The sequence below is a fragment of the Lysinibacillus sp. 2017 genome (assembly GCF_003073375.1).
Lineage (GTDB): Bacteria > Bacillota > Bacilli > Bacillales_A > Planococcaceae > Solibacillus.
In genome coordinates, this window is record NZ_CP029002.1 from 2,585,076 (window position 1) to 2,611,047 (window position 25,972).

General features: G+C 36.4%; 20 protein-coding genes. 6 read left to right on the forward strand and 14 right to left on the reverse strand.

The genetic code is table 11. The features are described 5' to 3' along the window. Positions 1-143: 143 nt before the first annotated feature. From hemA to DCE79_RS12695, 10 genes are all read right to left on the reverse strand, one after another. Positions 144-1,502 carry a glutamyl-tRNA reductase gene (hemA, locus tag DCE79_RS12650; protein WP_108713398.1) on the reverse strand — a complete coding sequence of 453 codons (1,359 nt, stop codon included), beginning with the start codon at positions 1,500-1,502 and terminating at the stop codon, positions 144-146. A gap of 248 nt (positions 1,503-1,750) precedes the next feature. Further along, entirely contained in the window at positions 1,751-4,714 is a 2,964-nt protein-coding gene (locus DCE79_RS12655; protein WP_108713399.1) for a VWA domain-containing protein, read from the reverse strand. A gap of 17 nt (positions 4,715-4,731) precedes the next feature. Continuing rightward, a complete protein-coding gene (locus DCE79_RS12660) occupies positions 4,732-6,174 on the reverse strand; it encodes an S-layer homology domain-containing protein (protein ID WP_108713400.1) in 1,443 nt (480 codons plus the stop codon). Positions 6,175-6,343: 169 nt separating this feature from the next. Then, positions 6,344-8,008: a phosphate ABC transporter ATPase gene (locus DCE79_RS12665; RefSeq protein ID WP_108713401.1), complete on the reverse strand. Its 1,665-nt coding sequence runs from the start codon at positions 8,006-8,008 to the stop codon at positions 6,344-6,346. A 186-nt stretch (positions 8,009-8,194) separates the two neighbouring features. Further along, complete coding sequence (locus DCE79_RS12670; RefSeq protein ID WP_108713402.1) at positions 8,195-8,368, reverse strand: YjfB family protein; 174 nt, start codon at positions 8,366-8,368, stop codon at positions 8,195-8,197. Positions 8,369-8,485: 117 nt separating this feature from the next. Beyond that, positions 8,486-9,067: a ribosome biogenesis GTP-binding protein YihA/YsxC gene (gene yihA / locus DCE79_RS12675; protein WP_108713403.1), complete on the reverse strand. Its 582-nt coding sequence runs from the start codon at positions 9,065-9,067 to the stop codon at positions 8,486-8,488. Then, positions 9,067-11,409: an endopeptidase La gene (gene lon / locus DCE79_RS12680; protein WP_168214687.1), complete on the reverse strand. Its 2,343-nt coding sequence runs from the start codon at positions 11,407-11,409 to the stop codon at positions 9,067-9,069. The genes yihA and lon overlap by 1 nt, the downstream gene beginning before the upstream one ends. A gap of 347 nt (positions 11,410-11,756) precedes the next feature. Continuing rightward, positions 11,757-13,028 (reverse strand): ATP-dependent protease ATP-binding subunit ClpX, encoded by a 1,272-nt coding sequence (clpX, locus tag DCE79_RS12685; RefSeq protein WP_108713405.1) that lies wholly within the window; start codon positions 13,026-13,028, stop codon positions 11,757-11,759. 319 nt (positions 13,029-13,347) lie between these two features. Further along, entirely contained in the window at positions 13,348-14,637 is a 1,290-nt protein-coding gene (gene tig, locus DCE79_RS12690; protein ID WP_108713406.1) for a trigger factor, read from the reverse strand. Positions 14,638-14,747: 110 nt separating this feature from the next. Further along, the gene (locus DCE79_RS12695; RefSeq protein WP_108713407.1) at positions 14,748-15,746 is read right to left on the reverse strand and encodes a tetratricopeptide repeat protein; all 999 of its coding nucleotides are present in this window, start codon (positions 15,744-15,746) and stop codon (positions 14,748-14,750) included. Positions 15,747-16,066: 320 nt separating this feature from the next. Here DCE79_RS12695 and DCE79_RS12700 point away from each other — a divergent pair, with 320 nt between their 5' ends. The 4 genes from DCE79_RS12700 (at position 16,067) to nspC (ending at position 20,120) form a co-directional block, all read left to right on the forward strand. Further along, on the forward strand, positions 16,067-16,525 hold the full coding sequence (locus DCE79_RS12700; RefSeq protein WP_108713408.1) for a hypothetical protein: 459 nt from the start codon (positions 16,067-16,069) through the stop codon (positions 16,523-16,525). Positions 16,526-16,673: 148 nt separating this feature from the next. Next, positions 16,674-17,483, forward strand: coding sequence for a pyrroline-5-carboxylate reductase (proC, locus tag DCE79_RS12705; RefSeq protein ID WP_108713409.1), 810 nt, complete (start codon positions 16,674-16,676; stop codon positions 17,481-17,483). A gap of 211 nt (positions 17,484-17,694) precedes the next feature. Continuing rightward, positions 17,695-18,927 carry a saccharopine dehydrogenase family protein gene (locus DCE79_RS12710; RefSeq protein ID WP_108713410.1) on the forward strand — a complete coding sequence of 411 codons (1,233 nt, stop codon included), beginning with the start codon at positions 17,695-17,697 and terminating at the stop codon, positions 18,925-18,927. A 29-nt stretch (positions 18,928-18,956) separates the two neighbouring features. Continuing rightward, entirely contained in the window at positions 18,957-20,120 is a 1,164-nt protein-coding gene (gene nspC, locus DCE79_RS12715) for a carboxynorspermidine decarboxylase (RefSeq protein WP_369916816.1), read from the forward strand. A gap of 106 nt (positions 20,121-20,226) precedes the next feature. Here nspC and DCE79_RS12720 read toward each other — a convergent pair whose 3' ends face one another. Beyond that, entirely contained in the window at positions 20,227-21,690 is a 1,464-nt protein-coding gene (locus DCE79_RS12720; RefSeq protein ID WP_108713412.1) for a protein adenylyltransferase SelO, read from the reverse strand. A gap of 180 nt (positions 21,691-21,870) precedes the next feature. On the opposite strand from DCE79_RS12720, the gene DCE79_RS12725 reads away from it, so the two are divergent. Further along, positions 21,871-22,455 carry a biotin transporter BioY gene (locus DCE79_RS12725; protein WP_108713413.1) on the forward strand — a complete coding sequence of 195 codons (585 nt, stop codon included), beginning with the start codon at positions 21,871-21,873 and terminating at the stop codon, positions 22,453-22,455. 137 nt (positions 22,456-22,592) lie between these two features. Then, a complete protein-coding gene (locus DCE79_RS12730; RefSeq protein WP_108713414.1) occupies positions 22,593-23,171 on the forward strand; it encodes a TetR/AcrR family transcriptional regulator in 579 nt (192 codons plus the stop codon). 60 nt (positions 23,172-23,231) lie between these two features. Here the strand turns inward: DCE79_RS12730 and tatA are convergent, their stop codons facing one another. Genes tatA through DCE79_RS12745 form a run of 3 tightly spaced genes read right to left on the reverse strand, consistent with a single transcriptional unit; the run spans position 23,232 to position 25,939 of the window. Then, positions 23,232-23,423 carry a twin-arginine translocase TatA/TatE family subunit gene (tatA, locus tag DCE79_RS12735; RefSeq protein WP_108713415.1) on the reverse strand — a complete coding sequence of 64 codons (192 nt, stop codon included), beginning with the start codon at positions 23,421-23,423 and terminating at the stop codon, positions 23,232-23,234. Positions 23,424-23,452: 29 nt separating this feature from the next. After that, positions 23,453-25,177 carry a GMC family oxidoreductase gene (locus DCE79_RS12740; RefSeq protein WP_108713416.1) on the reverse strand — a complete coding sequence of 575 codons (1,725 nt, stop codon included), beginning with the start codon at positions 25,175-25,177 and terminating at the stop codon, positions 23,453-23,455. 18 nt (positions 25,178-25,195) lie between these two features. Then, positions 25,196-25,939 carry a gluconate 2-dehydrogenase subunit 3 family protein gene (locus DCE79_RS12745; RefSeq protein ID WP_108713417.1) on the reverse strand — a complete coding sequence of 248 codons (744 nt, stop codon included), beginning with the start codon at positions 25,937-25,939 and terminating at the stop codon, positions 25,196-25,198. Positions 25,940-25,972: the final 33 nt, after the last annotated feature.

The following is a 25,972-nucleotide window of genomic DNA, read 5'->3' on the forward strand; positions in this document are numbered from 1 at the left end:
TAAAAATCTCTCTATTTTTTTGCATCGAAAAAAGCGTTTTCAATATCTACAATTTTACCATAGAGATACGAAAACGCTTAACATTTATTTAAATAAAGTACGAACATATGTGGCAATTTTATTATTATTTTATACAGTTTTTATTAAAAAGAAAAACTTGCATTGCCACTTAGATCTGTTCCTACTTGTTCACTTTTCGGTTTCTCTTGCTGTTGTAAACGCACTTCTTGTTGCACATCTTCTTCAATGCCAAAAATTTGTTGGAATAAAGCAAGTTCTTGAGCTGCAGTATCCGAATTTGCCATTTCTTTCGCCTGAAGAATTGGATTTTTTAAGAGCTGATTAATAATTGATTTTGTATGTTTATTTAAAATTTTACGTTCACGCTCTGTTAAATCTGGCATTTTATTTTCAATACTGATCATCGTCTCTTCTTGAATCGAAGCTGCTTTTTTACGTAGAGCAGAAATAACTGGGACAACACCTAACGTTTTGAACCAATCTTTAAATTGAACGATTTCATCTTGAATCATTGCCGTAATTTCATTCGCCGCGCGTTCACGTTCAGCTAAATTGGCTTGTACAATACCTTGTAAATCATCGATATCATATAAGAATACATTCGGTACATCACCGATTTTCGGATCTAAGTCGCGTGGCACTGCAATGTCGACCATAAATAATGGATCGCCTTTACGGAACTTCGCAACATCCTTCATTAAATCATAATCAATGACATAATCTGTTGCACCAGTTGAGCTAATTAAAATATCTGCTTCTAAAAGTGTACATTGTAATTCGTTCATTGCTTTGGCATCACCATCAAATTTTGATGCTAAGTTTTGTGCTTTTTCAAATGTACGATTAATAACTGTTACTTTGCCGACACCATTACCGTGAAGATTTTGAATCGCAAGTTCACCCATTTTACCAGCACCTAAAATCGCAACATGCTTGTTTTGTAATGAGCCAAAAATCTTTTTCGCTAACTCAACGGCTGCATAAGATACAGAAACGGCATTTTCACCAATTGCTGTTTCGCTATGTGCACGTTTTGCAAATGTAACTGCTTGTTTAAATAAATGATTGTAAACGGTTCCAGTCGTACCAACTTCTTGACCTTTAAGGAAGCTTTTTTTCACTTGACCTAAAATTTGCGTTTCCCCTAATACCATGGAGTCAATACCGGCAGTTACACGGAACAAGTGATTTAATGAATCATCTTCCTCACGAATGAATAAATGATTTTCAAATTGTTCCATAGGAATGTTAAACCAGTTGGCTAAAAATTGCTTAATATAATAACGACCTGTATGTAATTGATCAACTACCGCATAAATTTCAGTACGGTTACATGTAGATACAATTACATTTTCTAAAATGCTTTTTTGATTTTGCAACGCAGCCATTGCATTCGGAATATCCTGTTCAATAAAGGATAATTTTTCACGAATTTCAACTGGCGCTGTTTTATAATTCAGGCCTACCACTAATGTATGCATGAACCTCCACACCTCACACGTTCTAATTCATAAATCCTATTGTATCATAAAGATTTCATTATTCACGGTCATTTTGTGAACATGCTATGAAAAGTATTTTTACATTAGAATAATTCTAAAGTAAGTTTAACAAAGTTCTAAACGATTTTCAACATATGCGGACTTAATGGTAACAATTGCATTTAGTATGTCCATTTTAAAACGAAAAAAGCCATTCCCCAACCTATCATAGGAGGAATGGCAAAACTTTATAGCGTTACATCTTTCGTTGCAATTAAACTATCATTTGCATCGTAAGCTTCGATTTCTATCTCTTTGTATAAGTTGAACTGCTTAAATTCCGTTATCCTTTTTGACAACTTATAAACACCATTATTGGCATTTTTCAATTCAAATTTCGTTGTCCCGCTATTCGCCGTAAAGACAACAATAACTTTTGTAACATTTGTACACGATTCATTAATTCGTGCTTCCATTGCAACATTTGTTTTTGTTAGTTTAACAGAGCCTTCGTTAAATAGTGAATCGGCTACTAAGCACATGCTGCCTGTGTCGACTGTTCCCCCACATAATGCTTTTAAAATCGATTGGAAGGGACTGTGTAAATCATGTACATCAGAAATATTAAAATATTGGCCGCCATTTTCTGCTAGGCTTTTTAATAGTCCTTCATTAACCGAGTTGTATTTACCAACTGAAATCGTGAAAATTTTAACACCTTTAGCATCAGCTAATTTTTTAAAATTATCCAAACCATTTTTCTTTGCCTTACCATCTGTAATGATGACTAGTACTTTATTTGTATTGTTATTAGAGAAGTTATTGACAACAGTTGTAGCAGATTTTATTAGTTCTGTCGATTTCGCATCTCTTGGTTGATATTGCAATAAATTTTGGGTACTAGCAACTGCACTTGGCGCACCTGATGCTTCATGAATCGCTTTATTATTAAAACGATATACATGTGTAGGATCTACTTGTGCCGCTTGAATCATTTGGTTTACTTTTGTTGAAATATAGTTGTCTTTATCAGCTTTCTTAATTGAACCTGAATGGTCAACTAAAAAGGCAATTTCGTTATTTTTACAGCTTTTTTGTTCGAATTTTGAATTCGTAAATGCTTTTTTCGAAACTGTTTTATTGTACAAGCTTTCTAATACTTTCGTATAACGAGGATCGGTATCGACAAGTTTTGCTTTTATCGTTGAATAACCGTATAAAATATCATCGAAGTATGCAACTGCTGAACCAGCGTAACCTGTACCTTTGTTATAATCCTTTGTATTTGTATCGAATGACACAAGCTTTGTTTTACCGTTAAACTCGATTTCTACTGTACCACGGTAATCGGTAATAACAACACCACTTGGCGCTACTAGGTTCACGATTACTTTTGTGTATCGGTCCATACCTTCAGGGCGCTGTTGTAGTTCTTTCCCTTTATTTAAAACAGCAATTTTCGCTACAGCACCTTCAAGTTTACCAATTCGGTCTGCATATTCTTTTTGTAATAGGTTTTTGTCAATTTGACTTAAACGGTCATATAACGCTTTAATCGCCACAACACTTTCTTCATGTGTTAGCGTAATACTATCAACTTTTGGCAATACTTCGTCATCAAGTAAGTAAATAATCGCTGATAGCAAAGTCGATTCGAATTTAGATGTAATCTCATCCGTAATCACGCCTTGTAAATCATAAGTGGCACGACCTTCTTTGTTGATCGTGTACATCACTTTGGCGTTACCTACTCCACCCCAGGTCGTATCATTTTCTGTGCCATAAATTAAGTTATCTAAGATTTTCTCAAATAACCAAACAGAAATGGTTTGTCCTTCTAATTTTAATTCTGCATTTCCGTATTGAATCTCTTCAGAATTTACATTTCCTTGCGTCAACTGACCTGTTGATTGGTTTGTATAGGTTTCCCACTTCGAACCTTTTAATAATTTTCCATCAACGTTTACGTCTGTAACGGTAATAATGCCTTTTTCAGTGAAGTTTACTGTTGTGCCGCCATCACCAATCCCTTGTGGTAATGCTGGTAAAGGTTTCACACCTGGTTTCACATCACCGCCAGCCCAATCAGTTTGATCTGGGTCGTATACTTCATAAGAAATACGCAATTCAGGTGTTGGAACATAACGGACTGATGCTTCAATTACTTGGTTTTTATATGTGTAATATTGATCGGTTGGGTTGACCATTTCAAAACAAATTGTATCCACAACCGATTTTGTTAATGCGGGTGCCGTTACATAGACATTTAATTCAGGACCATCTGTGAAAACTGTCGTTACATTTCCACTCGTATTTGTCCCTGTCTCTGAAAGTGTTGCGCCTGCTTTAGAGTATACTTTAAATTCTAGTGATTCATCGTAAGGAATATCATTACCGTAACTATCACGTAGTTGAAGTGTAACTAATGTTGAATCTACTCCATTGGCAATCAATGATTCGGATTCTACTTCAATATCTTTTACGGCTTTATATACATCTGGACGGTTTTCTTTATCATTGACACTTTTACCAGGTTGCAATGGAATTTCTACAGAGCCACCCTTACTTTCAATGAAGTTATTCGGTAAAGTTACCTTGCCATTGTCTTTTCCAGATGCTGTTTCTGCTAAGCCTTCCAATGCAACAGTACCTTGCTTAACAATACGGTGCATAAAAGTAGCTAAATCACTACGAGTAATCGTTTGATTTGGTTTATAGTCTTCAAACGTACGTTTTCCCGTTGTCCCATTCGTAATTTCCGTTAAGTATAAATACTGAACTGCTTGGGCTTCTGATAAATCTAAGCCATTCATTGCTGCATAAATTCGTGCGAAATGTCCGCGCGAAATATTGGCATTACGTTTCGATGTGTTCGATACCCCATACAAAGGAACGTTGAGATTTCCATAGTAGGCATACATTACGTCTTGATCAATACTAAAATTGTAGTTTTTATCAAGTGTCGCAAGCATTTTTAACATATGCCATTCCTTCACTTGCGTATTCGGGTAAAACTTATTTAAACTATCTAACGTTAAATAGCCATTACTTACGGCCCATTGAACATCCGGATAGCTATAATGCGTAGCTTTCACATCTTTAATCGTATTATTCGTTGCTGCATCTGCTGGTGTTGCGTTCATTGGTAATCCAACAGAGAACATTAATAAGCACGATAAAATGATGGCCATAATTCGTTTGAATGTCTTCATTGTTGTGCCCTCCTTAATCAAAAGTTCATCATATCATCACGATAATTTTGTTTTAGATTCGTTTCTAAATGGTTTAAGAAGCGATCAATAATAGCCGATGCCTCTGCACGAGTTAATGTTCCTTTTGGATTAAATTTACCATAGCTTCCAGACATTAGACCGATTTGTTCAGCGATATAAACTGAATCACGTGCATAATCGCTAATTTTATAATCATCACTGAAGTTCGTTGAATAGCCTGGATCTGGTGCTTTTCCTTCAAGTCCTAAGGCACGAACTAAAATAGTTGCTGCTTGTTCGCGTGTTAAAAAACTATCTGGTAAAAACGTCGCTGGCGTCGTACCTGTTATAACACCCTTTTGAACAGATGCTACTAGGTAATCATAATCTTTCTTACTTTTTGATACATCTCTAAAAATCGCTTTTGTTGGCACTTTTGATTTACGTTTTGAAGTATCTTCTAATACGCGTAAATCAATTGCCTTTCCAATGGCAATTGCGAAATCATAGCGAAGCATAGGTGTTGATGGAGAGAAGAAATTCGAATCATCATCTAAAATACCAAGCGCATATAATGATTCGATATTACCTTTTGCCCAACTTGACGCTAAATCACGGAATTTCGGAATTTTTAACATTTCGACTTTTGGCATATATTCGATATCTAATGCCACTGTTCCACTTTTTGTTGGTAAATCATATTCATACTTAGAAACGGTATCCGCTGTGCTAATTGTTTTGTAATTCCCATTAAAGCTGGATAATGAAGCGGTATTTTCGTTGTATTCTGTTGTGCGGGATTTTGTAGTTGATACAGTATTCGTTACAGTACCCTCTTTTACCTCGCCTTTATTTTCAAATGTATAGTTGTATTCAGTAATTTGTGTTTCCGTTGCACCCCAGAAGTTTTCATAACCTTCATTGCGGCTATCAATTTGAACCGTTACTGATTCTTTACCATCTTTGGCAACAGTATACGTTTTACGTGCAATCGCTTCACCTGCATAATAATCGGAAGCTGGACGCTTGTCTGTTACTGTACTTTTTGATAATTGATAATCAACTAATGTAAATGTTTGAGCACCGATAACGATCTTTTCAGTATACTTTGATACATCACCAGTAGCTGTACTTTGCCCAATTTGATCATAGTTTTCGACATCATATGTATAAGCAAAATTACGCGTTAATTTTTCGCCATTTGGTCCTGTTAGTGTAAATTTATACGTCTCTGTTAACTTACCTTTATTTTCTTTTGTTGTGACTGAGACGCTTTTGCTGGTACCTGTAAACTTAATGGGTTTTCCCGATAAGAAAACGTATTCTTCATATTGGTATTCATTTTTTATACCACCTGTTAAATCAATCGACTGTGCAAAGGATTGTTTTGGTAACGCAGTAAGTGCCAAAAGCATCATGGTAAAAATGAATAGCGTCGAAACAGTTTTTAATTTCCGCATGCATCAAACCTCTTCTCTAATAAAGTGAAACTTCAATCATCTCGGCATTTCTTCTTCCCCAAAAGATTGATAGTTGAGCCAATCGAGTTATTACGAAATCATTTCTTAAATCGGCGTAAAGGAGCTGCCACAAAAACGATTGAGACAACTCCTTGCCAATTATAAACTATTAATTCACGATAACGATATGTGTATGTTCATTTTCATCCATTAATAATACGACACGGTCATTAGATTTCAATTGCGTTTTATCAACAACTTTGCCGCCTTTAATGAACATAATATTATCTAAATCTACTTCTGACTCTCCTAAATACGTCCATTCACCTGAACTTTCAAGCCACTGACTCGCATTATTGACTGTCATTGTATTTGAATTAATCGATTTAATGCGACCTGTTGTAGTCAAATGTGCATAACCCAAATCATTTCCAACAAAATGAATTGCTTGAACATGTCCATTTTTCACATAGAAATAACCATAGTCCCCTTCATAGCTGTCTAATTCCATCTCTGGGAATACTAACGTATTATTAAATTCCGTTGCATCGGTTGAGTTACTAAAAGCAAATATTGAATTTGCGTTGTATTTTGACCAGTGATTATTTTTATATTGAAGAACATCTGTAAGTTCTAGTTTATAGGCATCTAAATCTGCTAAATCAAGCATACCGAAGTATAGTTGATGTCCCGCTAAGTTAGGTGCACTTAAGCTATCATTTGTAATATCTACTACATGTGCATACTTTGGATTTGCTACACCATCAGCAATGACAAAGGCTGATGTTTGAACCATTGAGTTAGCTGAGTTCATGGAATTAAAGCCTTCTGGTTCAATTAAGCGACCATTACGAATTAAAATTGACCCTTTATGATATTCTAAATTTCGTTTATTCGATAAAACAAAGTGATTGAATGTTAAATCCGTACTCGTAACTGGTTGATAGAATGTAAATTCATTATTTTTAAGCACGATAATTTTATTAACAATTTCTTTACTAAATTGTTTTGCTGTTACGAAGTATAAATCACTATTTTGATAGTTTTTTAATTTTGCTTTCGTAATTTTTGTATTGCCGACATAAATAGAAGTGTTATTTGTAAATGTATATGTTTTTTGGGCTTGTGATACAGCGGTACCGAACTCCCAGTTTAATAATGGGTGTGAATTTTTCACAGTAATCGTATTATTACCAGTATTCACTGTATTTAATTTAGCTTTATAAAGGTCCTGCACTAAAATAGATGAAGAACTAACAATTTCTACTTGTGAAACTGTTTTTGTGTTAGCGCTCGCAAATTTTAGACGAACGCGATCGCCGACATAGAGTACATCTAAGTCTACAGAATTACTGTCTTTAAAGAATCCTGTATTGTAGTTCACTGTGTACATTTGATTACTTCCACCGTCTGGCTTCACTTTAATGTACAAGCCGTTTGGATCGATTTCCGTTACAGCGCCTAAAATTTGCTTGCTATTTGCTACAATTGCACCGCTGCCGTTATTTGTGGTTCCTTGTATTTTTGTCGCCTTTGTACCGCTGGCATAAACGGTAACTTTCATGCCGGCTTTCAAACCACTAATTGTTGTTTTCGTATTGTTTACATAGTACAAAGTTGAATTATCAACAGAAAAGTTGACATACTTCCCTGTACTTGACATGACCGTTACAGTTTTTAACGTACGTGTCACATTCCCCTTTTTATCTGCTGTTTCATTATAATTGGCTTTTACATATGTATAATTAGCTGATGCTTCAGCTGGTTGCTCGAACGGTAACATGGCCAAAACAAAAATAATTGCTAGAAATAAAATTGTGAATTTTTTTAGCAACTGTGACGCCTCCTTTATATTACTCACTACTATTAACTATATCAAAATAGATTTTTACCTTCTTCTATTCATTACAATTCGTAACAAAACGCTCAAAATATTTGGATAATATGTAATTAAATATTGTAAAGTCCACTATAGTTTACCAAATATTCTGAGTCTGCGCACTGTACTAGATGCAAAAGTTTAGATAGATACATCAATCGATTGACCTAATGTTGGGTGTGGAGCATCTATAATTTCTAACAGTTGATCCGTAGATTGCTCTTGAAATTCCATCGCTTGTTTTGTAACCGCCAATGAAACATTTTGCATCAACTCTGCTTGTTTCATCGACATCGCTAGTGCTGCAATATCCATAAGAACACCTCCTACCATTTTTATCGGCAAAAGTCGGCATACATCAAGGAATTATTCTAATTTATTAAAAAAGAGAGTCCCCCGTAAGTTAATACTTACAGAGCACTCTCTTTACTTTTACATACGTGATTCGATTTCAGTCCAAGCCTGTTCTAAGCCTAAGCCCTTTTCAGATGAGAAGACTAGTAATGGATCTTGTTTATCCATTTCTAATGTTTCACGTACTGCCTTTTTATGTTTGTCCCACTTACCTTTAGGGATTTTATCCGCTTTCGTTGCAACAACGATTACTGGAATATTATAGTGCTTTAAGAAATCATACATCATGCAGTCATCGTTTGTTGGATCATGACGTAAATCAACAATTAATACAACAGCTTTTAATGGTTCGCGACTCATGAAATACTTTTCAATCATTTTTCCCCATGCTGCACGTTCTGATTTTGAAACTTTTGCATAGCCGTAACCAGGTACATCCACGAAAAACAATTGTTCTTCAATTTTATAGAAGTTTAACTGTTGTGTTTTACCAGGCTTTGACGAAATTCGCGCCATTGCTTTACGGCCAATCATACGATTTATGAACGATGATTTTCCGACATTAGAGCGACCTGCTAAGGCAAACTCAGGTAGGCCGTCTTCTGGGAATTGCTCTGGTCGGACAAAACTACCGATCATTTCAACGTTATGGACTTTCATTACTTTCTAAAACCTCCGTCTAGTGCAATCGCTAGAACTTCTTCTGCTTGTGACACTAGTTTAAATGTGAGCTGCTCACGAACTGTTTCTGGAATATCATCAATATCGCGCTCATTATCTTTTGGAATGATGATTGTTGTTAAACCAGCACGGTGTGCACTTAATGATTTCTCTTTTAAGCCACCGATTGGTAACACGCGACCACGAAGTGTAATTTCACCTGTCATTCCGATTTCACGTTTTATCGCTTTACCAGTAATTGCAGATACAATTGCCGTCGCCATCGTAATACCTGCTGATGGTCCGTCTTTTGGTACTGCACCTTCTGGTACGTGCAAGTGAATATCATGTTGTTCGAAGTAATCGGCATCTAAATCAAGCTGATGCGTCAATGTACGAACATAAGATAATGCGATTTGAGCTGATTCCTTCATCACGTCGCCAAGCTTCCCGGTTAATATTAATTTCCCTTTACCAGGTGTTAATGAAACCTCAATTTGTAGCGTATCGCCACCAACTGTCGTGTATGCAAGACCTGTTGCTACACCCACTTGGTTTTCAGTTTCAGCTTGCCCGTAACGGAAACGGTGTTTACCGAGCATATCGACTAATACTTTTGAGCTCACTGTTACTTTTTTCTTTTCAGCCGCAACAATTTTCTTCGCTGCTTTACGACAAACCGTTGCTACTTGGCGTTCCAACCCACGTACACCCGCTTCACGCGTATAGTAACGAATTAAATCTGTAATTGCTTCATCTTTAATCGCTAATTGTGCTTTCTTTAAACCATGTTCCTTCATTTGCTTAGGAATTAAATGATTTTTTGTAATTTCTGTTTTTTCATACTCTGTATAGCCTGCAATATTAATGATTTCCATACGGTCAAGAAGCGGTGCTGGAATTGTGCTTAAGTCATTTGCCGTTGCAACGAATAAAACATCTTGTAGACTGTATGGTTCTTCAATGAAATGATCACTGAATGTGTTGTTTTGTTCTGGATCTAACACTTCAAGCATTGCTGCTGAAGGGTCGCCACGGAAATCATTCGACATTTTATCGATTTCATCTAGTAAGAACACAGGATTGACTGTACCTGCTTTTTTCATCCCTTGAATGATACGCCCAGGCATTGCACCGACATACGTACGACGGTGACCACGAATTTCCGATTCATCACGTACACCACCAAGTGATACACGAACAAATTTACGGTCTAAACTTTCTGCAATTGAACGTGCTAAGCTTGTTTTACCAACCCCTGGAGGTCCAGCTAAACAAAGAATCGGCCCGCGTAATGAATTCATTAATTGGCGAACAGATAAATATTCTAATACACGCTCTTTTACTTTTTCTAACCCGTCATGATCACGATTTAAAATTTCTTCCGCATAGGCAATATCAATACGGTCTTCTGTTTTTTCGCTCCATGGAATAGTTACTAACCATTCCAAATAGTTTCGAATAACACCACTTTCAGCACTTGCTGCTGGTAGCTTTTCATAGCGGTCTAATTCTTTATAAGCCACTTTTAACGTTGAATCAGGCATACCTGAACTTTCGATTTTTTTACGAAGCTCTGCGATTTCACCTGTTTTACCGTCTCGATCGCCAAGCTCTGTTTGAATTGCTTTCATTTGCTCACGTAAATAATATTCCTTTTGCGTGCGCTCCATTGCTTGTTTTACTTTTGTGCTAATTTTTTTCTCTAAATTTAAAATTTCTTGCTCATCATGCAATCGAATCATTAAATGATCTAGACGTTTTTTTATGTTCGTTAGTGCTAACACTTCTTGCTTTTCCCCGATTTTAAATGGTAAATGGGAAGTGATGACATCTGCTAAACGGCCAGGCTCTTCAATGTCTAAAACAGATTCAATTGTTTCAGTTGTAATTTTATTCGAAGATTTTGCATACTTTTCAAAATAGGTTAATACTGTGCGCATTAATGCTTCTGTTTCTGAATCTTTGTACTGATCATCTTCAAAAATTTCAAGATCAGCTACCGCAAATTTTTCTGTTTCCTCATAACGCAATAATTTTGCTCGATTAATACCTTCTACCAAAATTCGTAAAGTTCCATTTGGCAATTTCAACATTTGTTTTACTTTTGCAAGTGTTCCCATTTCGAAAAGGTCTGATTTCACTGGGGATTCAACGCGTAAATCCTTTTGAGTGATTAAAAAGATTGTACTATCTCCTAACATCGCATGTTCTAAAGCAGCTACCGAACGCTCTCGACCCACATCAATATGTAAAACCATTGTAGGGTAAACGAGCAATCCTCTTAAAGGTAAAATTGGCATATTATTAATTTTTTTTGTCACGCGGGTATTCACCTCCATCCAAATCTTAAAAACAACCCGCAATATAAGTATGTGTAAGTTACTCACCAATTACGCCTCAGCGTAATTGTGTCCAGATTTTTTCGAGTTTAGGCCCACAGGACGTGGGTCAGTCAGACGTTGTCGCAGGATGCGACACTTTTAGGCTGACACCCTCTTAAAACTTTCTTCAAAAATCTGTGACATCCGCCGGAGGCTACTATAATTTAGAGAGTTTATTGCACTCTCTAAATTATGGTATTTTCATCAAACCAATATGTATCATTCCAATTGTAAGAAAAAGCTGACTTTGGACTTGTTTATGAAGTCTAAGTCAGCTACATGTTTGGCTTATATTTCCAGCTAGATTATGCTGAAGTTTTTTCACTATCTTCTTTCGTGAAAACTGAACCGTCTTCTAAAATTAGCTTTGGCTCTGCTTTATCACGAATTGTTTCTGCTGTAATGACACATTTTTTAATATCCTCGCGAGAAGGTAATTCGAACATTACATCTAACATTGTTGCTTCGATAATTGAGCGTAATCCACGTGCACCTGTTTTGCGTTCAATTGCTAATTTTGCAATTTCAACAAGTGCATCGTCTTCGAATTCAAGCTCTACATTATCAAGCTCTAACATTTTTTGGTATTGTTTTGCTAATGCATTTTTCGGTGCAGTTAAAATTTCAACTAATGCATCGACATTTAACTGTTCTAAAGTTGCTAATATTGGTAAACGTCCGATAAATTCAGGGATTAAACCGAATTTTAATAAGTCTTCTGGAATTAGTTGAGACATTAATGACCCATCTTCTTCTACAACAGCATTCGGATTTGATGCGAAACCAATTACTTTTTCACCTTGACGACGTTTAATAATTGTTTCGATGCCGTCAAATGCGCCACCTACAATGAAAAGGATGTTTGATGTATCAATTTGTAAAAATTCTTGGTGTGGATGCTTACGGCCGCCTTGTGGAGGAACGCTCGCTACAGTACCTTCTAGAATTTTTAATAATGCTTGTTGTACACCTTCACCTGATACGTCACGAGTGATTGAAGGGTTTTCTGATTTACGAGCAACTTTATCAATCTCGTCAATATAAATAATCCCTTTTTCCGCACGTTCGATATCATAATCAGCCGCTTGAATTAGTTTTAATAAAATATTTTCAACGTCTTCACCAACATAACCTGCTTCAGTTAAGCTTGTTGCGTCTGCAATGGCAAATGGTACGTTTAAAATACGTGCTAAAGTTTGAGCTAGTAACGTTTTACCACTACCTGTTGGACCAATTAAAACGATATTTGATTTTGATAATTCCACATCATCAATTTTTGAGTTTGAATTAATTCGTTTATAGTGATTGTAAACCGCAACAGCTAATGCTTTTTTCGCACGCTCTTGTCCGATTACATATTCCCCTAAAATGTTTAAAATTTCTTTAGGTTTTGGAATGTCTTTAAATTCGATTTCTTCCTCAATCCCTAGTTCTTCCACTACGATTTCAGAGCATAATTCGATACATTCATCGCAAATATATACGCCTGGTCCAGCAACCAATTTACGGACCTGTTCTTGTGGTTTACCACAGAAAGAGCACTTTAAATTGCCTTTTTCATCATTAAATTTAAACAATTTGGTTCACCCCTATTCAAGCAACTATCTTACAAGATTCTACTCGTTTAATCAAATAAATTGATTGCTCATCATTGCTTAAGTAATTTACGGCAGTTCGTATTGAAGCTACCTATAATAATTATCTTTGATTTATGCAAAATATCTTGCATAAATCGGAATTATGTATGCATATAACTATTCGTTTATGTGATAAAACAAGGCACGGGATAATCCGTACCTTGTCTATAATTGTCTTATTTACTATCCAACTAATGTCGTCAACCATCCTTTTCCATGGTGAATGATTGCGAAAAAATTTGAACACTATTAACTAAAATTATTTAGAGATTTTAGCGTTTTCTACTAAGAACTCAACTGTTTTTTGAGTACGGATATCGTTCTCAAGAACTTTAGTACCACCTAAAGCAGTTAAAATTTGCTCGTTCGTCATACCGAATTGAGCAGCCATTTTTTCAACTTCAGTGTTGATATCTTCTTCAGAAACTTCGATTGCTTCAGCTTGACCGATTGCTTCTAAAACTAATGAAACAGTTACACGATTAACAGCTTCTTCAGCCATTTGAGTGCGTAATGCTTCTTCGTTTTGACCAGAGAATTGGTAGTAAAGGTCTAAGTTCATACCTTGAGTTTGTAAGCGTTGACCAAATTCTTGGATCATGCGGTCTACTTCTGTGTTGATCATACCTTGTGGAATTTCAACTTCAGCGTTAGCTGCAGCTTTTTCTACTAGTTCATCACGTAAAGTAGCTTCTGCATCTGCTTCTTTGTTAGCAGCAGTAGTTTCTTTTAATTTAGTGCGTAATGCTTCTACAGTTTCAACTTCTGGGTCGATTTCTTTTGCGAACGCATCAGTTAATTCTGGTAATACTTTTGTTTTTACTTCTTTAATTGTTACTACGAATTTCGCTTCTTTACCAGCTAATTCAGCAGCATGATACTCTTCAGGGAAAGTAACCGTTACGTCTTTAGTTTCGCCAGTTTTAGAACCTACTAATTGTTCTTCAAATCCAGGGATGAATGAACCTGAACCGATTTCTAGTGAGTAGTCTTCACCTTTACCACCTTCGAATGCTTCTTCACCTACGAAACCTTCGAAATCGATTACAGCAGTATCGCCATCAACGATTGCTTCATCTTCTTTAATTTCTAACTCAGCTTTTTTAGCTAATTGAGCATCGATTAAAGATTGAACTTCTTCGTCAGTTACTTCAGAAGCTTGTTTAGTTACTTCTAAGCCTTTGTATTCGCCTAATTTTGGTTCTGGTTTCACTGTTACTGTTGCAGTGTAAGTGAATTCAGCACCTTTAGCGAAGTTTTCAGTACCAGCAACTTCTGGATAATCTACTGGTTCGATACCAGCTTCGTCTAATGCTACTGGATATGAAGAGTTAATTACGATTTCTAAAGCCTCTTGATAAAGAGCTTCTACACCGTACATTTTTTCGAATACGTTACGAGGCATTTTACCTTTACGGAAACCTGGTACGTTAATTTGTTTTACTACTTTTTTGAAAGCTTGGTCTAAAGCTTTATCAACTTCTGTAGCAGCTACAGTTACCGTTAATAAGCCTTGGTTACCTTCTTGTTTTTCCCAATTTACAGACATGTATATGACCTCCAAAATTTACTTTTTGTTTGATTTACAAACTCGTCGTATCTATTAAGTTGACAACCATTTTAGTATAACATAGTTGTTCAATGTTTCAACTTTTTTCACTACTCTTGTAATTCTGTAATTTCTTCTATATTTTGTAAAAACTCTACAATTTCGTAATTCATTTCTTTAATTTCGCCGAACATCGTCTTCACCCAATCGATATAACTTATCGCTATATCTTCACTATCATAATCTAACCATTCGTATGGATACAATACAATGGCATGCTTGGCAATTAAAAATTGGACGAACTCTAAAGTAGATGGATCTTGTTCCAATTTCTCTAAAATAATTGATGTTACTTTTTGAAATTGTGACAATTTTGTCGGTAATTCAAGTTGTGCTACATTAACCACTTGTGAATGTCCAAATTTTGATACAGTCAGCTCAACATTGACTTCTTGTTCTACTAATAATATAAGGATTAAGCTCTGGATAAATGGGTGGATCGATTGCGTTTCAACAATTTGCGTTAGTTCGTGAACAAGCGGACGTATGTTTTTTTCTGTTAGTTCATGAATTTGCAGAAGTTGTTGCTGTACGGGTAATTGTAAAAAGTGTACCGCGTCAAACACCAATTCTTCCGTTTCATCTGCATCCACAATAGCAATTTCATCGACCTGCATCGACTGATTTTGTGCAATTTCCGCATTTAGTCTTTTTAAACGTTCAAATTTTTCCACTTGTTCAAGTGGAACAGCATTTTCTTCTAATAGCGACTCAATGATTTTTTCGACTTGCTTAAATTGACGTAATTGCATACCAATCGTTAAATACAATTCCATCACTTCAAAGTAATTGTTAGGCCCTAATGCTAATAGTTGTTCACAAATTACTTTTGCGCGCTCGAAATTTTTCGTTTCATATAAAGAGTACGCATATACGCTTAATGATAATTCGTCACCTTCTGTTAACTCAAAGGCTTTTTCAAATAATTCATTTGCTTCGTTGTATTGATAATTTTCCGCTAGTCCACTCGCCTCTTCTAGCATGCGTTCAATCGTACCAGGAAATAACACCACTTTCCCTTGCTTCGTAAAAGTTGTTTTTTCTTTCATATGTCAATCACTCCAAAATCGATCAGAATTTATATTAGATTCTGTATCAGCTGCATTTATTGTACCTATGTTTCAGAACTTCAACAATATATTCACAAAATATATGTTTCTTCTATTTGAATTCATCCAAAAAATGTATATAATTAGTGCTAGAAACAACTAGTTTTTTATATTTAAATTAATGAAATTTAATTCATTGTTCCCGTTTAGGCGACAACTTAATCCAAGACTAGGTGATAGTCTTTTTATTTAGCCATTCTTTATACTATACATATTAACTTAAGATGATTCATAAAAAATAGATTGAAGGAGTGTTTTTAATGGTTGTTTTTTCAGAGAGTGCATTATTAGAGTTTAAGCAAAATTTCCAAAATTCTTTAGAAAATTTGCCCATTAGTGTTGTTAGTCGTAGCACTGCAATTGTGAATGATGTGGAATACCCTGTAAAATTCGATTTCGTAACTGAAACACTCGTTGATCACAAAAAACAAGTTGTGACGACAAATATTATTGAAATTGAAGGGACGATTCCTGGTACGATAAAAATCGGTTCACTGCAAGTTATCCCGCAGCATATTCATATTACATGTGAATATGAAATTTTATCGATTACGAACAACGAACTTAAGGCGCTACTTCAAGATGAAAAACCGATGTTACTCTATAGCGATTGGCTATTAGAAGCAATCGAAAACGAAATTTTAGTATTAGAAGTTAAAGTGGAAAACGATCAAGTTATCGATTGGCCCGTTGGCATAAAAAATGCCTATTTCTTATAAGTAGATTTTATAAACAAGTGTAACCAAACAGCAAATGGTTATACTTGTTTTTTCATTTATAATTCATATCAGTTTGCATTGGATTCTTGCTACGGTATACTAATCGCTATGCAAAAGTCTCGTTATACATGAAAGAAGGAATTAGTTTATGAAGTACGGTTTTATCGGACTAGGGAATATGGCCAGTGCAATAATACACGGCATGATTTCTAGCGAAAAATTTGAAGCAAAAAATATATATGGTATCAATCGCTCTGTATATAAAACAGAAGCTCTTGTGAAAAAATACGGGATTCAAGCAGCAAATTCAATTGAAGAAATGATGCATCAAGTAGATGTCGTCATTATTGCTGTAAAACCACAAATGTTCGAAGATGTCATCCCAACGATTCAGCAGCACATGACCAATAAGCAAATGATTATTTCGATTGCAGCTGGGAAAACACTGGATTACTTACACGAAAATTTAGGTCATGACAAAACGATTTTCCGTGTTATGCCGAATATCAATGCGACAATTGGCGCTTCTACAAGTTGTTTCTCCACACTCCACGCAACTGATGAACAAAAAGACCTTGTCACACAGCTTTTCGCAACAGTTGGTACGATTGTCGAGTTACAAGAAAATCTATTCTCGATTTTCACAACAATCGGCTGTGCTTCCCCAGCATTCACATACTTATACATTGATTCACTTGCTCGTGCAGCTGTACGTGAAGGGATGCCAAAAGATATGGCATTAGAAATCGCCGCAAGCTCCGTCCTTGGCAGTGCCAAAATGGTATTACAATCTGAGTCACACCCATGGGCATTAATCGACCAGGTTTGCTCACCAGGTGGTACAACCATTCAAGGTATCACATCATTACAAGTGAACCATTTTGAAAGCACGATTTATGATGCCGTTGATGCCGTAACAAATAAAGATGCCCTCTTACAAAAAGAAACCGTAAAATAACTTTCTTGCAGATGAAAAATCCTTAAAATACTTAGGATTATTCATCTGTTTTTTTATTTATTCCCCCCCCATATTACAAAAACTTCACATTTTAAAAAATCAAAAAAATATTTTAAAAAACGCAATTGCTAACTTTCTTTCTATTCTATATAATCAATCTTGTTTCAAAACGAAACACAAATAAACTTATGATTGGGAGCGTGACAAGAAATTGGGTAAAGCATTGATTATTGGAGCTGGCGGTGTAGCTAGCGTTGTCGTACATAAATGTGTACAAAACTCTGAAGTATTCGAAGAGATTATGATCGCGAGTCGAACAAAATCTAAGTGTGATGCTTTAAAGGAAAAATTAGATGGTGGGAAAACGATTATTCACACAGCACAAGTGGATGCGGATAACACGGAGGAACTAATTGACCTAATCAATGGATTTAAACCAGATGTGGTGATCAATGTAGCTTTACCATATCAAGATTTAACAATTATGGATGCATGTTTGGCAACAAAGACGCACTATATCGATACGGCGAATTACGAGCCTTTGGATACTGCGAAATTCGAATATAAATGGCAATGGGCTTATAAAGAACGTTTTGAAGAAGCGGGCATTACGGCGCTTCTAGGTTCGGGCTTCGACCCAGGTGTAACAGGCGTATTCACGGCGCATGCACAAAAGCATCACTTCGATGAAATTCATTACATCGATATCGTGGATGCAAATGGTGGCGACCACGGACTGCCATTCGCAACAAACTTTAACCCAGAAATCAACATTCGCGAAATTACAGCGAACGGTCGTTTCTGGAAAGAAGGCGAATGGATCGAAACAAAGCCTTTAGAACATAAAATGGTGTACAACTTACCCGAGGTTGGCGAAAAAGATTGCTATCTTCTTTATCATGAGGAATTAGAATCTTTAGCAAAAAACATTAAAGGACTAAAACAAATCCGCTTTTGGATGACATTCGGTCAAAAATACTTAACACATTTAAACGTACTTGAAAATGTTGGGATGACTTCAATCGAACCAATTGAATTCAATGGTCAAATGATTCAGCCAATCCAGTTCTTAAAAGCAGTTTTACCAGACCCAGCAACATTAGGTCCACTTACAAAAGGTAAAACAAACATCGGTTGTATCGTACGCGGTCTAAAAGATGGACAAGAAAAAACATACTACGTATACAATGTATGTGACCACCAAGAGTGCTACAAAGAGGTTGGCTCACAAGCAATTTCTTACACAACGGGTGTTCCTGCCATGATTGGTGCGATGCTTGTTATGAACGGTGAATGGCAAAAACCTGGTGTATGGAATGTAGAAGACTTCAATCCAGACCCATTCATGGATGCTTTAAATAAATGGGGTCTACCATGGCAAGAAACAGAAAATCCTGATTTAGTGGACCTTGAATTCACTACTAAAGAAGAGGTTAAAGCGTAATGCCGGACGTAAAGAAGAACCACAAACCAATGATGGACGCAGCTCTCGAAAAAGAAACTGGCATCAATTGGTCTAGTGCACCCTCTCCTGCCTTTGTTGTAGATGAGCGTTTGCTAGAGCGCAATTTAACATTATTAAAATCCGTGCAAGACCGTACAGGCTGCGAGATTTTATTGGCGTTAAAAGGGTTTTCCATGTGGTCAACATTTCCGCTTGTCAGAAATTACTTAGCCGGTATTACCTCGTCTTCATTATTCGAAGCACGCCTTGGCTTTGAGGAATTCGGTAAAGAAGTTCATGCGTACGCACCCGCTTATGCAGAGCACGAAATCGATGAATATTTAACATATGTAGACCATATCGTCTTTAACTCTTTTGATCAGTTAAATAAATATAAAGATAAAGTGTTAAATCACGAAAAAAACATTTCAATCGGTTTACGTGTGAACCCAGGTTATTCTGAAGTGGAAACACCTCTTTATGACCCTTGCTATATTAATTCACGTTTAGGAATTCCTTTTGAATCATTCCGACCAGATGAATTAGCGGGTGTGGAAGGGATTCACTTCCATGCGATGTGTGAACAGGGTGCCGATGTGTTAGAACGAATTTTAGTTCACTTTGAAGAAAAGTACGGACAGTACCTACATCAAATGAAGTGGATAAACTTCGGTGGTGGGCATCATATTACAAAACCCGGCTATGATGTCGAGCTTTTAGTCAGCTTAATTAATCGTATTCAAGACACATATGATGTGAAGGTTATTTTAGAACCAGGTGAAGCGATTGCACTGAATACAGGCTATTTAGTAGCAACTGTTTTAGATATTATTCAAAACGGGATGGAGCTTGCGATTGTGGATTCATCTGCAACTTGCCACATGCCAGATACACTTGAAATGCCGTACCGCGCACATATTATCGGTTCAGGTCAGCCGAACGAAAAAACGTATACGTACCGTTTAGGTGGAATGACTTGTCTAGCTGGAGATATTATCGGTGATTATTCATTTGATGAGCCACTAAAGCCCGGTGACAAACTTGTATTTACCGATATGGCGCATTATACAATGGTGAAAACGCATATGTTTAACGGTGTGAATTTGCCAAGTATTTGTTCATATAATGATGAAGAAGGTATAAAAGTTATTCGTACATTCCAGTATGAGGACTATCGTAATCGATTATCTTAAAAGAGTTAAGCCTGTGTAGTACGTTATGTAACGTACTACACGGGCTTTTTTTAATATCCCCTATTACCTCAACCTTTTTAACTTTACGTTGTACCATGCTTCATCTTTATGTTCCACAATAACTCACAAATGGGGGTGTTTCATCATTTGGTGGCTGTTTGTACTTATTAAATTGAGTCTCTACATTAAATGGGTTCGTCAACACTTGAAGCAACTCTAAATAGTATGATGGATCGCCTTCTACAAATGCTTCAATGGCTTCTTCCACTCGGTGGTTTCTAGGAATCACAATAGGATTCACCGCCTGCATTACTTCATATACTTCTTCAAGGCTCGTTCCTTGCTTTTCAATTCTGGCAAACCACTTTTTTTCCCACTCTTTAAATTCTTTCGATTCAAAAAGAGAATTGTTTGGTCTTTCATTATCAGATAAGGCACGAAATGTATTCGTGTAATCTACTTTATAGCGTTCCATTAATTGAAGGAAGTTTAAAATTAATTCTTCAACATCTTCATCTGTTGAAAGGAGTCCGAGCTTTTCACGCATTTCACTAAAATAATACGCTTCATATAATGAAGGGAACTTTTCGATTGCTTGTTGTGCCAATGAAATTGCTTCGTCTTCTTCCTCATGAAAAATCGGTAACAAGCTCTCTGCAAATCGTGTCATATTCCATGCCGTAATCGCTGGTTGATTACCGTATGCATACCTTCCCTCTTTATCAATCGAACTAAACACTGTTGCAGGATCAAATGTATCCATAAATGCACATGGACCATAATCGATTGTTTCTCCACTAATTGTCACATTATCAGTATTCATTACCCCATGAATAAAGCCTACGCTTTGCCATTTCGCAATTAATGCGGCTTGTTTTTCGAGAACTGCCTCAAGTAATGCAACATAACGGTTTTCACTAGTTTTCAACTCTGGATAATGACGTTCAATCGCATAATCTGCGAGCGCCTTCAATTCATCTTTTTCACAAAAACTTGCCGCATATTGGAATGTCCCAACACGTAAATGACTTGCTGCCACACGAGTTAATACCGCGCCTTCTAATACTTTTTCACGGTAAATTGGATCACCTGTAGAGGCAATGGCTAAGCTACGAGTTGTCGGAATACCGAGTGCAAACATGGCTTCACTCATTATAAATTCTCGCAACATCGGTCCTAATGCAGCACGTCCATCTCCACCGCGTGAAAATGGTGTAAGTCCCGACCCTTTTAATTGCAAATCCACTCGTTCACCAGAATCTGTTATATGCTCCCCAATCAATAGTGCACGACCATCACCTAGCATATTAAAGTGACCAAATTGATGACCTGCATATGCTTGTGCAATTTGTGCTGCTCCATTTGGCATTTCATCTCCTGCTAAAATGGCTACTCCATGTTTCGAAAGCTCATCTGCATTTAAATTTAAGTTTTCAGCTAATGCGAGATTCAATATGACAATCCCCGGTGCGCTGACATGATTGAGTGCAACTTCTTTGTAAAAATCACTTGGTAAAGTTAAATAACTATTATCAAAACGAAAACCAAAATCGTCTCTTTGCTCCGTCAAATTTTTCGCCTCGTTTCATTTTAGATATCCCTATTATAGACGTATTCTTATATGTTAACCAAAGAAGGGACTTTTTGATTTGAGTTAACCTAAACAAAAAATAAATTGACAAAAAAACATTTCAAACCTATATTTACGTTAACCTTAAAAAATAAATAGTTAACTCAAAGGAGGATATCGATGCAATCCATAACAAACTTTCAAAAATTTAAAACTGTGGATCTTATTCACAGCGCAATCTTTGCGACACTTATTATGATCGGTGCCAATATTACAGCATTTGCCCCATTTTTAATGGTTGGTGGCGTACCAATTACCTTTCAAACATTTTTTGCAATTTTGTCTGGTTTAGTGCTTGGCGGAAAAAAAGGGGCTATTGCTTGTACGGTTTATTTATGTATTGGTCTTGCTGGTGCTCCTGTGTTTTCAAAATTCACTGGCGGTTTTTCTTCATTATTGTCGCCGAATTTCGGATTTATTATGTCTTTTATACTGAGCGCTTACGTGGCAGGGAAAATCGTTGAAAAGTATAAAACAAAAAAGTCATACGTTGTTGCTGCTCTAATCGCAACGGCCATTAATTACTTTTTAGGTACGACCTGGCTTTATGTCGCATTTAAATTATGGGTATCTGCACCAACAGGGTTTACGTACCAACTTGCATGGCTATGGATGATTCCACCGATGCCAAAAGATATTATACTTGCCATTTTTGCTGGGGTTTTCGCCTATCGAATTCAAAGGACTTTAAAATTATTACCTTAATAAAACCTATTAATCCCCCTAACAAGAACATAGTATAAATCACCTAAAATTTCATCAACATTCTGTTAATTTAATATTTTAGACTTATTTCTTTCTAACCATTTAATTGTTACAATTTATGGTGGGGGGAATAAATTGTGGAAGAACGAAGAGTACGACGCACCAAAAACGCTTTGAAAAGGCACTTTATTGCATTAGTTAAAGAAAAAGGATACAGTGCTGTAACAGTTACAGATATTGTCGAAAACGCCGATTATAATCGTAGTACATTTTATGCCTATTATTTAGATAAAGAAGATTTAGCCACGCAACTTTTAGATGAGATGATGAATTTACTCAGCAAATCGTTTTATAAACCTTTTACGGTGAAAACAACCGTTCAATATAGGCAAATCGAAAACAGTACACAAAACACCTTTTTCCTACATATTTATGAAAATCGCCATTTTTATGAATTACTTACTACTTCAAACTCAATCCCAAATTTAAAAGAACGTTTTTTAGAACAGTTCAAAGAGATGTTTTTAGAAATTCGATATTTAGATGAATCGAATAATGCGATTACACTCAATCATTATAATACATATAAAATGTATGGTTCTTATGGAGTTATTCTTGAGTGGGTTTCAGAAGGATGTAAAGAAAATCCAGATCAATTTTCAGCTCAAATGTTGGAGGTCTTTCAAACACCATCTAAATCTTTTCGATTCAATTAAAAAGGTAAGGAAAAACCTATACGGTTTCCTTACCTTTTTACTATATTATAGAAGAAACTCTTATTTAGCGTCTTTTTCTTCTTTGTCATTTTTCTTCGTATCATCATCTTCCATTAGTTCTTTCGTAGAAGATTTAAATTCGCGTAAAGTTTCGCCGACTGCTTTACCTAATTGAGGTAATTTGGCAGGACCGAATAAAATTAAAGCGATTACTAAAATAATGATTAAGCCTGGTACACCAATACTTGGCATAATAAGGACTCCCTTCTATTTATTAGCTATTATTTGGGTTGAACTAATGCGCCGCCACCATTTTTTAAGAACTGAATCATACCTTCTGTAGCACGGTATGTTAATGCAGCCATTGTAGGTGTTGGGTTTGTTGGTCCAAAGTGTGGGAATGCCGAAGCTCCGCAAACGAATAAGCTTTCATAATCCCACATCTGTAAATAGTTATTTACAGCAGATTCGCTTGGGTTAGAACCCATAATAGCACCACCAGAGTCATGTTGGTAAGTAAAACGACCGCCGAAATGTTCTGCCATTGGGTGAGCTACGACTGTATCTGCGCCCATTGCTTCTAACATTTCTACACATTTTTTAGATAAAAATTCTTGACGTTTGAAGTCCATATCATGATAATCAAATGTTACGCGAATTAATGGATCACCTAAATCATCTTTATATGTCGGATCTAAGCTTAAATAGTTCTCTTTATAAGGTAAGAATGCACGCTGTGATACAACCGTTAACGTACGGTTAAAGTAATGTAACGATTTTTCTTTAAATTCTTTACCCCATGAAGGCGTACCTGGTAATACAGGGTTATTAGCAATTGGTTCGTTACCCATTAAGTGCATCTCAATTTGTCCGCCATGAATGAAATCCACATCTTTATGGTCAAAGTTATCTGCATTGAAATCATTAAATGCTGAGCCCCATGCACCTGTACCGATAAAGTTATTAAATTTCTTTTCTTCGAAATATCCAGTAGCCCCTAAAATTGTATGATGATCTACATAGTTACGACCGATGATACCTTTGCCAGTAGCTGGATCATATGGTTCACCAATTTTAGATAAAAGTAATAAACGAACATTGTTGAACGTGTAACTTGTTAATGCAACAACATCAGCTGGCTGATCAAATTCTTCACCTGTAATAACATCACGATAACGTACACCTGTTACTTTTTTACCATCTGTTAAAATACGAGTTACTAATGAATGTGGACGTAAATCTAATTTACCTGTCTTTTTAGCCGTTGGAATAACGGTTACGATTGGATCAGATTTTGCTCCATACTCACAGCCATAGTTCCCACAGAATGAGCAATATTGACAAGCATTTAATTTTTCACCGTCTGGATTTGTATATTCTTCAGACACGTTACCTGTTGGAACACGGTATGGATGGTAGCCTAATTTATCAGCTGCATCATGAAACATATTCATTGCTGGTGCCATTTTTAGTGGTGGTGTAGGATATGGTGCTGAACGTGGACCCGCTAAAGGATCTTCTTCACCTGATACACCTGCAGTTTGCTCGAACTTTGTGTAATATGGTTCGATTTCATCATACGTAAGACCCCAGTCTTGAATTAACATATTATCCGGAATTTTACTTTCACCATATTTTTCAATTGTTTTACTACGAATCTCAAAATCATATGGGAAATAACGATATGTTTGTGCTCCCCAGTGTGCACCACCACCGCCAGTACCTGTACCTAGTACAAGGGCACCTTCATCACGAACAGGACGTGCAACGTCATCAGTTGTGTTACGGAATGTAAGTGTATCTTTCGTTAATTTTTGCATTAATTCTTTTCGAATATTATATTTTAATTCGTCATGACCCATTAAATAGTCTTCTACAGAACGTTCTTCACCGCGCTCTAATCCAACTACGTGATAGCCTGCTTTTGTTAATTCAGCAGCAACGATACCGCCTGTCCAACCCATACCTGTTGTCACGACGTCTACTTTCGGTAATACTGTAACCATGGTTTTCCTCCTACAACATTAATGTGAATGTCCGCCTACTGAAATCGGCGCAATTTTAACGAATTCTTCAGTTTCTGCATATTGGATATATGACATTTGAGCACCCGGGAATTCTTTCATTTCCCAGCCAGCCATATTTTTATTACCACCGTAAAGTGGATCGCTGAAGCAACCTTGTAAAGTTGCTGATCGTAATAGAGCAAAGAATGCTGGTGCTGGAACTAAAATCAATTCGACTTCTCCAGCTTCGAATTTTGTTAAAATCGCGATTTTTTGTTCTTCGTCTAAGCTACTGAAACCTTCTACGTCATGTTCCTTTTTGGCAACCTCGTTCAGTTTACGAGCACCTTCGATGAAAATTTGTCCGTTGTTCAATGGGATTTCACCAGGTTGGAACGGCGCTTTACGATAATCATCTGAATTTGTACCCCATGGCCCTGCAAGTTGTTTGTCTAAAAAGTATGGAGCACCTAGAGAAACTGCACCAGGACCAAGTGAATCTTCTGGGTAAATTACATCCATTGCAGCAGAAATCGCATTGAAATCTGATTTACGACGGAAAAACTGTAATGCTTCCGTGTAATCAACATGGCCACCGCCTGTTGAAGGAGTTACAACCGCTGCAGGTGTATCACCCTTTTTTGTAAATAATGAGCCAAGTGATCCCCCAAGAACTAAACCACCTACTGCTAGACCTGAATTCTTTAAGAATGATCGTCTAGAAGATTTTTTTTCTAACATTGTTTCTTTGTTTTCGTCCATTTTTTATCCTCCCATTCAATAACTGTAAATTTA